This is a genomic window from Caulobacter sp. 10L414, from assembly GCF_056395525.1.
The window spans coordinates 21,170-35,559 of record NZ_JBFTJR010000053.1; the positions used below are offsets into that span (position 1 = coordinate 21,170).

The 14,390-nt window shown below is 70.5% G+C and carries 9 protein-coding genes; 7 read left to right on the forward strand and 2 right to left on the reverse strand.

Annotation, left to right across the window (positions count from 1 at the left end):
* Window positions 1-2 precede the first annotated feature (2 nt).
* Window positions 3-944 (reverse strand): alpha-E domain-containing protein, encoded by a 942-nt coding sequence (locus AC1DCG_RS19180; RefSeq protein WP_165255416.1) that lies wholly within the window; start codon window positions 942-944, stop codon window positions 3-5.
* Window positions 941-2,467 carry a circularly permuted type 2 ATP-grasp protein gene (locus AC1DCG_RS19185; protein WP_477041609.1) on the reverse strand — a complete coding sequence of 509 codons (1,527 nt, stop codon included), beginning with the start codon at window positions 2,465-2,467 and terminating at the stop codon, window positions 941-943. Before AC1DCG_RS19185 ends, AC1DCG_RS19180 begins: the two co-directional genes overlap by 4 nt.
* A gap of 262 nt (window positions 2,468-2,729) precedes the next feature.
* Here AC1DCG_RS19185 and AC1DCG_RS19190 point away from each other — a divergent pair, with 262 nt between their 5' ends.
* The 7 genes from AC1DCG_RS19190 to AC1DCG_RS19220 all read left to right on the forward strand — a co-directional run bounded on the left by AC1DCG_RS19190 (window position 2,730) and on the right by AC1DCG_RS19220 (window position 14,341).
* On the forward strand, window positions 2,730-4,511 hold the full coding sequence (locus AC1DCG_RS19190; protein WP_477028625.1) for an autotransporter assembly complex protein TamA: 1,782 nt from the start codon (window positions 2,730-2,732) through the stop codon (window positions 4,509-4,511).
* Window positions 4,508-8,680 carry a translocation/assembly module TamB domain-containing protein gene (locus tag AC1DCG_RS19195; RefSeq protein WP_477028626.1) on the forward strand — a complete coding sequence of 1,391 codons (4,173 nt, stop codon included), beginning with the start codon at window positions 4,508-4,510 and terminating at the stop codon, window positions 8,678-8,680. The genes AC1DCG_RS19190 and AC1DCG_RS19195 overlap by 4 nt, the downstream gene beginning before the upstream one ends.
* Before the next feature lie 111 nt (window positions 8,681-8,791).
* On the forward strand, window positions 8,792-10,051 hold the full coding sequence (locus AC1DCG_RS19200) for a hydrolase (RefSeq protein ID WP_477028627.1): 1,260 nt from the start codon (window positions 8,792-8,794) through the stop codon (window positions 10,049-10,051).
* Window positions 10,052-11,056, forward strand: a complete 1,005-nt coding sequence (locus AC1DCG_RS19205; protein WP_477041610.1) for an arginine N-succinyltransferase — start codon at window positions 10,052-10,054, stop codon at window positions 11,054-11,056.
* Window positions 11,053-12,501: a succinylglutamate-semialdehyde dehydrogenase gene (astD, locus tag AC1DCG_RS19210; protein ID WP_477028629.1), complete on the forward strand. Its 1,449-nt coding sequence runs from the start codon at window positions 11,053-11,055 to the stop codon at window positions 12,499-12,501. Before AC1DCG_RS19205 ends, astD begins: the two co-directional genes overlap by 4 nt.
* Window positions 12,498-13,835 (forward strand): N-succinylarginine dihydrolase, encoded by a 1,338-nt coding sequence (gene astB, locus AC1DCG_RS19215; protein WP_477028630.1) that lies wholly within the window; start codon window positions 12,498-12,500, stop codon window positions 13,833-13,835. Before astD ends, astB begins: the two co-directional genes overlap by 4 nt.
* Complete coding sequence (locus tag AC1DCG_RS19220) at window positions 13,832-14,341, forward strand: N-acetyltransferase family protein (RefSeq protein WP_477036912.1); 510 nt, start codon at window positions 13,832-13,834, stop codon at window positions 14,339-14,341. Before astB ends, AC1DCG_RS19220 begins: the two co-directional genes overlap by 4 nt.
* Window positions 14,342-14,390: the final 49 nt, after the last annotated feature.

Genomic DNA, 14,390 nt, shown 5'->3' on the forward strand with positions numbered 1-14,390 from the left:
GGTCAGGCCGGCAGACGGAGTTCGAGGGGGTAGGCGACGAACGTCTCGTAGATCGCCTCGTGGATGCGGGCGCACTCGTTGACGACGGTGGTCAGCAGGGCGCCGGCCCCGATGGTTTCCAGCTCGTCGACGTCGGCGTACTGCAGGCGCGCCTTCAGCTTGCCGGCCAGGCGTTCCGGCGCGGCGCGACCGGCCGCTTCGACGTGGCGGGCCAGCGCGGTCAGGTGCTCCTCGATGCGCGAGGTGGCGAAGCGGATCGAGCGCGGGAAGTCCTCGTCGAAGACCAGGAACTCCAGGATGTGCCGGGGCTCGATCTCGGCCGTGTAGACCCGCAGGTACGGCTCCAGGGCGCAAGCCATGCGCAGCAGGCTGACCAGGGCCAGGTGATCGTGGATCTCGCGGCTGGGGGCCTGGGCGAAGCACACCTCCAGCAGGCTGGAGACCAGCTGGGCGCGCTCCAGGTACATGCCCAGCATCATGAACCGCCAGCTTTCGCCGTGGCTCATGGTGGCGTCGGCCGCGCCCTTGAACAGGTGCACGTCGGCGATGACGTCATGCAGGTAGGACACCGAGTTGTCGGCGAACTCGGCCTCGGCGCTGGCGTCGGTGACGCGCAGATAGAGGACGTTCAGCCGTTCCCAGGTCTCGGTGGTGATCTGGTCGCGCACCTGGCGGGCGTTCTCGCGCGCCATGGTCAGGGACGAGACCACCGAGTTGGGGTCGGAGCGGTCCAGCACCAGGGCGCGTGCGGCCTCGAACGGCGAGACCTTGCCTGCGCCGTCGTCGCCGACGGCCGACAGGGCGATCCACACCGCCTGCATGCCGGAATCGGTCTGGTCCAGCGTGGCGTTCAGCATCACGCTCGACAGGCGCGACAGGTGTTCGGCGCGCTCGATATAGCGGCCCAGCCAGTAGAGGCTGTCGGCGACCCGAGCGAGCATCATTGCGGGCCTCCCTTGCCGTGGCCGTTGCCGTTGTGGTGGCCGTTCTCCTCGGCCAGCACCCAGGTGTCCTTGGAGCCGCCGCCCTGGCTGGAATTGACCACCAGCGAGCCGCGCTTAAGCGCCACGCGGGTGAGGGCGCCGGGCGTGACGATGGTCTTCTCGCCCGACAGGATGAACGGGCGCAGGTCGACGTGGCGCGGTTCGATGCGGCCGTCCACGAGACACGGCGCGGTCGACAGCTGGATCGTCGGCTGGGCGATGTAGTTGGCCGGATCGGCCTTCAGGGCCTCGGCGAATTCGGCGCGCTCCTGGGCGCTGGCGTGCGGGCCGACCAGCATGCCGTAGCCGCCCGAGGCGCCGACGGCCTTGACCACCAGCTTGTCGAGGTTGTCGAGCACGTGGCTGAGCTGGCTCTTCTCGCGGCAGAGATWGGTCTCGATGTTGGGCAGGATCGGATCTTCGCCCAGGTAGTAGCGGATGATGTCCGGCACGAAGGCGTAGACGGCCTTGTCGTCGGCCACGCCGGTGCCCGGGGCATTGCAGATCACCACGTTGCCGGCGCGATAGGCGTTGAACAGGCCCGCGGCGCCCAGCGAGGAATCCCGGCGGAAGGTGAGGGGGTCGATGAAGTCGTCGTCGACTCGGCGATAGATCACGTCCACTCGGCGCAGGCCGGTGGTCGTGCGCATGTAGACCATGTTGTCGTGGACCACGAGATCGCGGCCCTCGACCAGCGGCACGCCCATCAGGCGGGCGAGATAGGCGTGTTCGTAGTAGGCGCTGTTGTAGACGCCGGGGGTCAGCACCACGACCTGTGGATCCGAGCGCCAGTCGGCGCTCATGCTCTTGAGCGTGGCCAGCAGCAGGTCGGGATAGCGCTCGACCGGCCGCACGCCGGCCTCGCGATAGGTGCCCGGGAAGGTGCGCTTGGCCGCGTCGCGGTTGGCCAGCATGTACGAGACGCCGGACGGGACGCGCAGATTGTCCTCCAGCACCGCGAACTCGCCGTCCTGGCCGCGGATCAGGTCGCTGCCGCAGACATTGGCGTACGACTTGTGCGGCACGTAGAGGTTCTGCATCTCGCGCCGGTACGAAGGCGCGCCCAGCACCAGCTCGCGCGGCACCACGCCGTCCATCAGGATCTTCTGCTCGCCGTAGATGTCGGCGAGGAACATGTTCAGGGCCTGCAGCCGCTGGGTCAGGCCCGACTCGATCCGCGCCCATTCGGCGGCGGGGATGATTCTGGGGAAAAGGTCGGTGGGGATGATCCGTTCGGTGGCGCTGCCCGCGCCGTAGACGGTGAAGGTGATGCCCTGCAGCAGGAACGATCGCTCCAGCGTCTTCTGCCGGTCGGCCAGGGCCGAGGCGCCCAGGGTCGCCATCCGCGACTGCAACGGGGCGTAGTGGGCCCGCACGTCGCCGCCGGCGGCGAACATCTCGTCATAAGCCACGCCTGGCAGGTAGGCCGCGCCCGTCATCGGCAGGGTTGGGGCCTCGTCCAGGCTCTGTAGTTTTGCCGCCACGCCGGTGTCCACGTTGATTGTCCGTCTCTTGGACCCGCGCCGAAGCGGCGCTGGTCGATGGAAACCTAGAACGCCTCGAAAAGGTTCGCGGCGGATTTCGACCTTCGCCCCGCGGTTGCGCATGACTGCCTAGCATTTGGGCGCCGATTGCCGGACCTGAGAAGTCGAGATCGTTCGCTCCCGCAGCATTTCGTCGGGTGACAGCCGTGAAGCGCCCGACTACACGAGGTCCTGGGGGCGCTCCGTGCGGGGACTTGGCTTGGTGCGTAAGACGACAGTCCTGGGCTTGGCGGCCGCCATCGCGGCCGTGGCGGCTCAGGCTAAAGCGGACGAACCATCGGCGACCATCACAGGCGTCGAGGATCGCGCCCTGCGCGAAGCCATTCAGCGCGCCCTGACCCAGTCCGACGGTCCGCCCGCCAGCCGTTCCGAAGCCCGCCGCCGCGCCCGTGACGCCGCCGATGACGCGGTCGCGGTGCTGCGCGCCGAGGGCTACTACGCCTATATCGTCGATCCCGACGTCACCGAGACCGACCCGCCGCGCGGTACGGTGAAGGTCACGCCGGGCCAGCTGTTCGTCATCGCCGATCCGCGGATCGATTGGTCCGGCGCGCCGCCCGACGAGGGCGTCCGCGAGCGCGCATTCTCGGTGCTGGGCCTGACCGAAGGCTCCGCCGGCCGGGCCGCCGAGATTCTCGGCGCCGAAGGCCGGGCCGTCGCCCAGGTGCAGAAGCTGGGCTATGCCGACGCCATGGCCGACCCGCGCCAGGTGATCGTCGACCACGCCGATCACACCGTCCGCCCGACCTTCATCATCGCCGCCGGAGACCTGGTGAAGGTCGATGGGGTGGAACTGTCGACCAAGGGGCGCACGCGGATCGAGTGGCTGCAGCGCCTGGCTCCCTGGAAGGAAGGCGACGTCTACGATCCCGAAGACATCGCCGAGCTCGAACGCCGCTTGCGCGACACCGGCGTCTACGACACCGTGTCGGTGGCCCTGGCCCCCAAGGACAAGGCGTTGGCGAACGGTCTGCGTCCGATCCAGGTCACCCTGGCCGACCGCGCTTCTCGCACGCTCGAACTGGGCGCGGGCTATTCGACCAGCGAAGGCCCTGGCGTCGACGCCAAGTGGATCCGCTACAATCGCCTGCGCCGCGCCGACACAACGACGATCACCAGCCGCGTCGCCAAGCTGGAAAAGAGCCTGGAAGGCTCGGTGGCGCTGCCGCACTGGGGCCGTCCGCAGCAGACCCTGAAGCTGACCAGCCGGGTGTTCGCCGACACCACCGACGCCTATGACGAAACCGGCGCCACGTTCAGCGCCGACCTTACGCGCCGTCTGCAGACGACCAGATACCGTACCTACGGCCTGTCCGTGGACCTGTCGCAGACCAAGGAACTGACCACCGCCAACGGCCTGCCCGTGGGCCAGCGCCTGAACCTGGCGACCTTCACCGCACTGGGCGCCTATGCCTGGGACTATTCCGACAACATCCTTGACCCCCGCCGCGGCTGGCGGGTCGAGGCGCGGGCCGAGCCGACCGCCATCACCGGCGAGACCAGCCTCGTCTACATCCGCACCCAGGCCCAGGGCTCGGCCTATATCCCCTTCGGCAAGGAGGCCGACACGGTGCTCGCCGGCCGCCTGAAGCTGGGCGCCATGCTGGGCGGCACCATGCCGGAAGTCCCGGCCTCGCGGCGCTTCTATTCCGGCGGCGGTGGTTCGGTGCGCGGCTACTCCTATCAGGCCATCGGTCCGCGCCTTTCGGACAACACGCCCCAGGGCGGCCTGTCGTTGTTCGAGGGCTCGATCGAGCTGCGCCATCGCTTCACCCAGCAGTGGGGCGGGGTGGTGTTCATCGACGCCGGCGCCGTGGGGACCGAGCCGACCCCGAACACCCGCGACTTCAGCGTCGGCGCCGGCTTCGGCGTCCGCTACGACCTGGGCTTCGGGCCTATCCGCGCCGACATCGCTTTCCCGCTCGAGAAGCGCGAGGGCGACGCGGCATTCCAGATCTATCTCAGCATCGGGCAGAGCTTTTGACCGACGCCGCGCCGCCGCCAGAACCCGTCGAGCAAGTGGCCGAAGCCGCGGCCAAGGTCGCGCGCCGCGTCGGCGGCCCCGGCTGGCTGATCATCATCTCGGTGACGCTGGTGGCCATCGTCGCGCTGGTGCTGGGCGTCGTGCGCTACGGCGTGATCACTCCGCAGGGCCGGGCCTTCCTAGAAGCCCGCACCAGCGGCCTGAAGCTGGGCCGCATCGGCACGCTGAAGATCGAGGGCCTGTCTGGCGACATCTGGCGTGACTTCGGGGTTCGCCGGCTGACCATCTCCGACGAGAAGGGCGTCTGGCTGGAGGGCGCGGACCTGCGCGTGGTCTGGAAGCCGCGCGAGCTTTGGTGGCGGCGTTTCCACGCCGAAAGCATCGAGGCGCGGCAGGTGACCCTGGTGCGCCGTCCGACCTTGGGCCCCAAGGGCAAGTCGGGCGCCGCGCCGATCTCGGCCGATCTCGACGCCTTCAAGCTGCGGCTGGTGACCCGCCCGGCGTTCAGCAACGTCGCCGGCGATTTCGACCTGTCGGGCGCCTACGAGATGGCGCGCATGGGCGGCCAGGCCGGACGGCTGTCGGCCGCCAGCCGGCTGCACCCCGGTGATCACCTGGATCTCGTCTTCGACCTGGGCCGCGACAAGACCCTGCTGCTGACGGCCGTGGGCCGCGAGGCCAAGGGCGGCGCCCTGGCCGGAAGCCTCGGTCTTCCCGCCGATCGCCCCTTCATGCTCGACGCCAAGGCCAACGGCACGACCGAGGCCGGCGCCTTCACCGTCAAGGCCCAGAGCGGCCAGGAGGTGCCCCTGCGCGCCGGCGGCGCCTGGAACGCCCAAGGCGGTTCGGCCAGCGGTCATATCGATCTGGCCGCCTCTAGCCACACCGATCTCTACGAGCGGATGTTCGGGGCGGCGGTGGATGTCGACGTGGTCGGTCGCAAGGCCGGCGCGCTGACCGATCTGTCGCTGAAGCTGCGCGCGCCCAACCTGTCGCTGGACGCTCGCGGTCCGACCGATCTGACCAAGCGCCGCACCGCGCCGGAAGGCGTGACCTTCTCGGCGGCCGTGAAGGATCTCTCGAAGATCACGCCGATGCCGAAAATGGGCGCGACCAGGGCGCAGGGCGTCTTCAAGCTGGGCGACGGCGGTTTCTCGGTCGAAGGGCCGGGCGACGTGTCCAATCTGGAACTGTTCGGCTATCGCCTGGCGCGGGCCAAAGGTCCGGTCTTCGTCGGCTGGAGCAAGGGCGAGCTGACCATCCGCGCCTCGGCCACGGGCGAGGGCGGAGCGGGCGAGGGGCTTCTGGCACCGCTGGGCCGTGCGCCCAAGGCCGACTTCGAAGGCGCGCGCCTCAAGGACGGCCGCTTCCTGATCAAGCGGGCCAAGGTGATCGCGCCCAATGTCGTGGTCGAGGCCAAGGGCGAGCGCGGCCTGCTGGGCGGTCTTTCGTTCGACGGCACGGCCAAGGTCGCGTCGCTGGCGCCGATCCGGCAGGGCATGAAGGGCTCGGCCGCGATCAAGTGGTCGGCCAGCCAGGCCCGCAACAAGCCCTGGAACTTCGACGCCGAAGCGCGGGGCGCCGGCTTCGCCAGCGGCATGGCCGAACTGGACCGTCTTCTGGGCGCCGCGCCGCGAGTTTCGGCCCGCGCGGCCTGGGACAACGGCAAGCTGTCGGTGGCCGACGGCAAGCTGGACGGCGCGGCCGCGCGCGCCCGCACCTCGGGCGTGATGAACCCTGGCGGCAATCTCGCCTTCAAGCTCGACTGGTCGGCCGAGGGGCCGTTCGGCGCTGGCCCGGTGGAGGTCAGCGGCAAGGCTTCCGGCACGGGGGCGATCACCGGGACCCTGGCTGCGCCGCGCGCCGACCTGCAGGCGGCGTTCGACAGCATCGACCTGCCGCGGCTGCCGCTGAAGGACGCCAAGCTGTCGGTGACCTTCGCCAAGCGCGCCGACGGCGGCGACGGCACGGCCGCGCTGCAGGCGACCAGCCAGTACGGGCCCGCGCGCGCCAGCACCGCCTTCGGCTTCGCCCCTGGCGGCCTGGAGCTTTCAGACCTGGACGTCGACGCCGGCGGGCTAAAGGCCGGCGGCGCGGCCTCGCTGCGCAACGGCCGTCCCGCGACCGCCGACCTGACGGTCGCCGTCGGGCCGGGCGCCTTCCTGGCCCAGGGCTCGGTGACCGGTTCGGTGAAGATCGTCGACGCGGCCGGCGGCCCGACCGCGACGCTAGACCTGGCGGCCCAGGACGTCACCGGTGGGGCCTGGAAGGTGCGCAACGCCGCCATCAAGGCCTCCGGGCCGATGGACCGCCTGCCGCTGAGCCTCGATGCGCGCGGCGAAGGTCCGTCCGGACGGTGGCGGCTGGCGGGTTCGGGCCTGCTGGCCCAGCAGCCCGACGACTATCTGCTGACCCTCGACGCCAAGGGCCGGATGGCGCGCACCGAGGTCTCGACCCGAGAAGCCGCGCAGATCCGCTTCGGCGGTGCGCGCACCTCGGGCCGCGTGCGGCTCAATGTCGGCGACGGACGCGCCGACCTCGACCTCGACGTCGGCGGAGAACTGGCCAATCTGCGCGCCGATCTTGTCGGTGTCAGCCTGACCGCGCTCAATCCCGACCTGACCGGCCGCATCGACGCCCGGGTCTCGATGCGTGGCCAGGGCGAAGCGCTGGACGGCGAGCTCGACGCCAACCTGTCGGGCGCCCGCGAACGCGGCGCCAAGGCCGAGCAGTCGCTGGACGCCACCATCCACGGCGACCTGCGCGACAAGGTCATGACCATCCGCGCCAGCGGCAGCAACCCGAAGGGCCTGAAGGCCGAAGCCGACCTGACCCTGCCTACCGAAGCTTCTGCCAAGCCTTTCCGACTGGCGATCGATCGCCGTCGGGCGGTCCAGGGGCGCTTCCTGGCCCAGGGCGAGATCAAGCCGCTGTGGGACCTGCTGATCGGTCCGGAGCGCGGGCTGTCGGGCAAGATCGACGCCGAGGGTTCGTTGGCCGGCACGCTGGCCGATCCGCGCCTGATCGGCCGCGCCTCGCTGTCGGGCGGCCGGTTCGAGGACGGCCAGACCGGCCTGCGCCTGCAGGACGTAGCGATCACCGCCAATCTCGCCGACAACGCCATCGACGTCAGCCAGGCCCAGGCCGGCGACGGCCGAGGCGGGACGGCTACGGGCGCGGGACGGATCAGCCTGGCGCGCGACGGCGTCGGCAGCTTCCGCCTGGACATGAAGAACTTCCAGGTGATCGACAACGAACTGGCCAAGGCCCAGGCCACCGGCCAGACGACGATCAACCGCGCCGCTGACGGCAAGGTGAAGCTGTCCGGGGCGCTGACCATCGATCGCGCCGACGTCTCGGCGCAGTCCAAGACCCCGGCCGGCGTCGTCTCCATGGACGTCATCGAGCGCAACCGGCCGCAGGATCTGGTTCAAGGCGTCGAGATCCAGGCGCGCAAGCCCAACTCGGGCATGGCTCTGGACGTCACCCTCAAGGCTCCGCGCCGGATCTTCGTGAAGGGCAGGGGCCTGGACGTCGAGCTGTCGCTGGACGCTCACGTGGGCGGCACCACCGCCAGCCCGGTGCTGGACGGCGTGGCTCGCGTCGTGCGCGGCGAGTACGACTTCGCCGGCAAGCGCTTCGAGTTCGACGACGATGGCGTCGTGCGCCTGGCCACCCAGCTGGAGCGCATCCGCCTGGACCTGACCGCCACGCGCGAGGACGACGCCCTGACGGCGATCATCCAGGTCAGGGGCACCGCGGCCAAGCCCGAGATCACCCTGACCTCCAAGCCCGAACTGCCGCAGGACGAGGTGCTGTCGCAGGTGCTGTTCGGCTCGTCGGCCGCCCAGCTGTCGCCGATCGAGGCCGCTCAGCTGGCTTCGGCCCTGGCGTCGCTGGCCGGCGGCGGCGGTTTCGACGTGATCGGCAACCTGCGCAGCTTCGCGCGGCTCGACCGCCTGGCCTTCGCCGAGAGCAGCACCGGCATGACCGTGGCCGGCGGCAAGTACGTCACCGACGACGTCTATGTGGAGATCATCGGCGGCGGCCGCGAAGGCCCGGCCGCTCAGGTCGAATGGCGCATCCGACGGGCGCTGTCGCTGGTCTCGCGCCTGGGCGGCGACGGCGACGCCAAGCTTTCGGTGAAGTGGCGAAAGGACTACAGGTAGAGCCGCGCACGGCAAGGCTGTTGCGCGGCCGCCCGGTTTCCTCGCCAAAGGAAACAACGTTTTGCCCGCGTTCCCTGGACTAGGCTTTCGCCCAAGGGAGACAGCGAATCCATGCGGATCGACGACGAAGATCGGGCTGTCCTGGGGAGTTTGGCCGCCGATGGGCCCCGGATGATCGACCGGGCCGTCGCTTGGTGCGCCATCAACTCGGGAAGCCGCCACATCGCGGGCCTGGAACGGCAGAGGCGGGCCTTGGTCGAGGCCTTTTCGGCGCTGCCGGCCGCGCCGGCCGAGATCCCGCTGACCGCCTCGCCCGAGATCGCCAGCGATGGTCGCCAGGTCGAACAGGCCCATCCGCCGGCCATCGCCGTCGTGGTGCGCCCCGAAGCGGCTGTTCAGGTCGTGCTGACCGGCCACTACGACACGGTATATCCCGAAACCTCCGGCTTCCAGACCGTCAGCACCCGCCCAGACGGCGCCCTACATGGTCCCGGCATCGCCGACATGAAGGGCGGCCTTTCGGTGATGCTGGGCGCGCTGGAGGCGTTCGAGCGTCATCCCAAGGCCTCCAACCTCGGCTACCGCGTGCTGATCTCGCCCGACGAGGAGATCGGCTCGATCGCCTCAGGGCCGGTCCTGTCCGACTTCGCGCGCCTGGGCCATGTGGGCCTGACCTACGAGCCGGCCCTGGCGGATGGAGCGCTTGCCAGCGTGCGCAAGGGCTCGGGCAATTTCCACATCGTGGTCCACGGCCGGGCCGCCCATGCCGGCCGCGACTTCGCCTCGGGCCGTAACGCGGTGATGGAGGCCGCGCGGCTTGCCCAGGCGCTGCATGCGCTGAACGGCCGGCGCGAGGGCGTGACGCTGAACGTCGCCAAGATCGACGGCGGCGCGCCGCTGAACATGGTGCCCGACATCGCGGTGCTGCGCTTCAACGTCCGCTTTCCCTCGACCGCCGACGCCGCCTGGCTGGAGAGCGAGATCGCCGCCGTCGTGGCCTCCACCACATCGGACGGCCTGCACGCCCACCTGCATGGCCGGATCACCCGTGGCGCCAAGCCGTTCAACGCCGCCCAGCAAAGGCTGTTCGGCGCGGTGAAGGAGGTCGGCGCGCTGCTGGGCCAGGACATCGCCTGGAAGCCCTCCGGCGGCGTCTGCGAGGGCAATAACCTTTTCGCCTCGGGCCTGCCCAACATCGACAGCCTGGGCGTGCGCGGCGGCGACATCCACAGTGAGGCCGAACATGCCTGGCCGGCCAGCTTCGTCGAGCGCGCCCAGCTCTCGGCCCTGACCCTGATGAAACTGGCGAGCGGCGACATCGACGCCCACGCGATCCGCGCGGCCATGGCCGCCATGCCGGAGACCCTCTGAATGCTCGTCGTGCGTCCCGCCGGATCGGCGGATTTCGACTCCCTGATGGAACTGGCGCAGCTGTCGGGGCGGGGCTTCACAAGCCTGCCCGAGGACGAGCCCACCCTGCGTGAGCGCCTGGCCCTGTCGGAAGCCAGCTTCCAGGCCGGCGTCGCGCCGCTGGAGGCCTGGTATACCCTGATGCTGGAAGACCTGGAGACCGGGGTCATCGACGGCGTGGCGGGCGTCAAGGCCGCCGTCGGGGTCAAGCGGCCGTTCTTCTMGTTCCGCGTCGTGACCCTGGCCCAGTCATCGCCCGTGCTGGAGATGCGCTTCGACCACAAGGCCCTGGTGCTGGTGAATGAATGCGCGGGCTGGTCAGAGGTCGGCTCGCTGTTCCTGCGACCCGAGAAGCGCAAGGGCGGGGCGGGGCGTCTGTTGGCCCAGTCGCGATACATGCTGATCGGTATCGAGCCGCAGCGGTTTTCCGAGATGGTGCTGGCCGAGCTGCGCGGCTGGTTCGACGAGGACGGCAGCTGTCCGTTCTGGGAGCACCTGGCCAGCAAGTTCTTCCGGCTGGAGTTCGACCAGGCCGACTTGATGAGCGCCTCGACCAACGGCCAGTTCATCCTCGACCTGGCGCCCCGTCATCCGATCTACACCGAACTCCTGGCGCCGGCCGCCCGCGACGTCATCGGCAAGGTGCACCGCGACGGCGAGGCCGCCAGGGCCATGCTGGAGCGCGAGGGTTTCCGCTACCAGGGCCTCGTCGACCTGTTCGACGCCGGCCCGACGGTGGCCGCGCCGCGCGACGACATCCGCACCGTCCGTGACGCCAGGCGCCTGCGGGTGAAGCTGGGAGAGGACGCGTTCGGCGAGGAGGCCCTAATCTCGAGCACAGACGTGGCCCGCTTCCGGGCGGTGCGGGCGGCGGTGCTGATCGACGGCGAGGCGGCGATCCTGGATCGCGCGACGGCCGATGCGCTCGGCGTGGGCGAAGGCGATCATGTGCGGGTGAAGGCATGAGCGGCGTGTACATCGACGGCGTCTGGAAGAGCGGGCAGGGGCCTGAAGCCGTCTCCACCGATCCGGCGACCGGCGAGGTTGTCTGGCGCGCGGCGACGGCCTCTTCGGTCGATGTCGAGGCGGCCGTGGCCGCTGCCCGCAAAGCCTTCCACCCCTGGGCCGACCTGCCGCGCGAGGCGCGCATCGCCATCCTGCGCCGCTACAAGGAGGTGCTGGTCGAGCGTACGGCGGCTTACGCCGAGGCCCTGAGCCGCGAGACCGGCAAGGCGCTGTGGGAGACCAAGGCCGAGATCGGCTCGATGGCCGGCAAGGTCGACGCCTCGATCAAGGCCTATGACGAGCGCACGGGCGTGGCCGAGAACGCCATGCCCTTCGGCCGCGCCGTGCTGCGCCACCGGCCGCATGGCGTGATGGCGGTGCTGGGGCCGTTCAACTTTCCCGGCCACCTGCCCAACGGGCACATCGTGCCGGCCCTGCTGGCGGGCGACACCGTGGTCTTCAAGCCCTCGGAAGAGACGCCCCTGGCCGGTCAGCTGCTGGTCGAGGCCTTGGAGGCGGCCGGCCTTCCGGCCGGCGTCGTCAACCTGGTGCAGGGCGGACGCGAGGTCGGCCAGGCGCTGATCGACCAGGAGATCGACGGCCTGCTGTTCACCGGCTCGGCCCAGGCCGGAACTTTCTTCCGCCGCCATTTCGCCGACCGGCCCGACGTGATCCTGGCCCTGGAGTTGGGCGGCAACAATCCGCTGGTGGCCTGGCAGGCCGGCGATCCGGCCGCCGTCGCGGCCCTGGTGGCGCAGTCGGCCTTCATCACCACCGGCCAGCGCTGCTCCTGCGCGCGCCGGCTGATCGTGCCGGACGGGGCCGAGGGGCAGGCGATCATCGACGCCGTGCTGGCGCTGGTTCCGCGCCTGTCGATCGGCCCGTGGAACGGCGCCGAGCCGTTCATGGGCCCGCTGATCTCCGAGCGCGCCGCCGGGCACGCCCTGGCCGCGGCCGGGCGCATCGAGGGCCAGCGCTTGCTGGAGCCCGGTCGCGTCGAAGGCCTGTCGGGGGCCTTCGTCTCGCCGGGCCTGATCGACGTCACCGGCGTCGACGTGCCTGACGAGGAAATCTTCGCGCCGGTCCTGCAGGTTCGTCGCGTCGGCTCGTTCGACGAGGCGTTGGCCGCCGCCAACGCCACCCGCTACGGCCTGTCGGCCGGTCTGGTGACCGAGAACCCGGCCCTGTGGGACCGGTTCCTGGCCCGTATCCGGTCTGGGGTCGTCAATCTCAACCGTCCGACGACCGGCGCGGCGGGGACCATGCCGTTCGGCGGCCTCGGGGCCTCGGGCAACCACCGGCCCAGCGCCTACTACGCCGCCGACTATTGCGCCTATCCGGTCGCCAGCTTCGAGGCCGGGGCGGTGCTCGACACCAGCGGCGACATCAAGGGCCTGCGCGCATGACGGCCGTCGAGGCCAATTGCGACGGGCTGGTCGGCCCGACCCACTCCTATGTCGGCCTGTCGCCGGGCAACATCGCCAGTCAGGTCAACGCCGGCCAGGTGTCCGACCCGCGCGCGGCGGTGCTGGAGGGACTGTCGAAGATGCGGCGCCTGGCCGACTGGGGCGTGCCGCAGTTCGTGCTGCCGCCGCACGAGCGGCCGGCCGTGGCGTTCCTGAAGTCGATCGGGTTTTCCGGCTCCGACGCCTCCGTCATCGAGAGCGCCTGGAAGACCGCCCCAGCCCTGGCCGCCGCCGCCTGCTCGGCCTCGCCGATGTGGGCCGCCAACGCCGCCACCGTCACGCCCAGCGCCGACACGGCCGATGGCCGCGTCCACTTCACGCCGGCCAACCTGCTGACCAACCTGCACCGCAGCCTGGAAGGCCCGCAGACCGCCCGGGCCCTGCGTCGCTTGTTCGCGGACGAGACCCGCTTCGCCGTCCACGACCCGCTGCCGGCCCAGCCGCACTTCGCCGACGAGGGCGCGGCCAATCACGTGCGGCTCTGCGCCGAGCACGGTGCGCCGGGCGTCAACCTCTTCGTCTGGGGTCGCGAGGCCTGGGAGCACTGGAGCGGCGCCTATCCGGCCCGCCAGACCCGTGAGGCCTTCGAGGCGATCCAGCGCCGCCACGCCGCCGCTCGCGCCGTCTTTCCCCGCCAGGGCCGCCGCGCCATCGCCGGCGGGGCCTTCCACAACGACGTGGTCTGCGTCGGCACACGCGAGACCCTGTTTTTCCACGAAGCCGCCTTCGAGGACCGAGCCGGCATGGAAGCCGAGGTTCGCCGCGCCGCTGAGGGCCTGTTCGAGCCGGTGTTCGTCGAGGTCTCCGAGGCCGACCTGCCGATCGAGGACCTGGTGAAGAGCTATCTCTTCAACTCCCAGCTCCTCGTCCTGCCCGGAGAGGATCGCCTGGTTCTGCTGGCCCCCGGCGAGACCCGCGACAATCCCCGCGCCCGCGCCTTGGCCGAGGGGCTGGCCTCCTCCAACGGTCCGATCGGCCGAGTGGAGTACGCCGATGTCCGCCAGAGCATGCGCAACGGCGGCGGGCCGGCCTGCCTGCGCCTGCGGGTGGTGCTGACCGAGGACGAACTGGCCGCCGCCAGTCCGGCCCAGCGCTTCGACGCAACCCTGCACGAGCGCCTTGCCGACTGGGGAACACGCCGCTACCGCGACCGCCTGGCGCCGGCCGATCTGGCCGATCCGGCCCTGCTGGTCGAAAGCCGCGAAGCGCTGGACGAACTGACCGCCATCCTCGACCTCGGCGGCGGCTTCTATCCTTTCCAGAGGGACGGATGACCTTCTCGATCCGCCCGACGAAGATGGATGACGTGGCGGCCGTGGTCGCGGTGCATCGCGCGACCGCAGCTATCCCAGGCGGCATCGCCCGGCGGCCGGAAGAGATCACCGACGCCTATGTCGCCCGGATCCTCGGTGAAGCCCTGGCTGACGGCGTGGGCTTGGTGGCGGTTGACCAAGGCGGCGTCGTCATCGGCGAGATCCACGCCGTGCGCATTCCGGTGAGGCTGTTCTCCCACGTGCTGTCCGACCTGACGGTGGCCGTGCATCCCGACTGGCGGGGCAGGGGCGTCGGCTCGGCCCTGTTCCACGCGCTGTTCGCCGCCGCACGGGCGATGGACCCGCCGATCGTGCGGGTGGAGTTGAACGCCGGCGCGGGCAATGCGGGAGCGCTGCGGCTCTACGAGCGATTGGGGTTTCGTGTGGAAGGGCGGCTGGAGAAGCGTGGGCGGTTCCCCGACGGGACGTTTGAGGATGACATCGCCATGGGGCTGATCCTGCGCTGACCCCCTCCGGCCCTCCGGGCCACCTCCCCCAGCGGGGGAGGATCTACGC

Coding starts and splice junctions, on each gene's coding strand:
- AC1DCG_RS19220 (WP_477036912.1), top strand. CDS start 13,832: ATGACCTTCTCGATCCGCCCGACGAAGATGGATGACGTGGCGGCCGTG.
- AC1DCG_RS19200 (WP_477028627.1), top strand. CDS start 8,792: ATGCGGATCGACGACGAAGATCGGGCTGTCCTGGGGAGTTTGGCCGCC.
- AC1DCG_RS19180 (WP_165255416.1), bottom strand. CDS start 944: ATGATGCTCGCTCGGGTCGCCGACAGCCTCTACTGGCTGGGCCGCTAT.
- astB (WP_477028630.1), top strand. CDS start 12,498: ATGACGGCCGTCGAGGCCAATTGCGACGGGCTGGTCGGCCCGACCCAC.
- astD (WP_477028629.1), top strand. CDS start 11,053: ATGAGCGGCGTGTACATCGACGGCGTCTGGAAGAGCGGGCAGGGGCCT.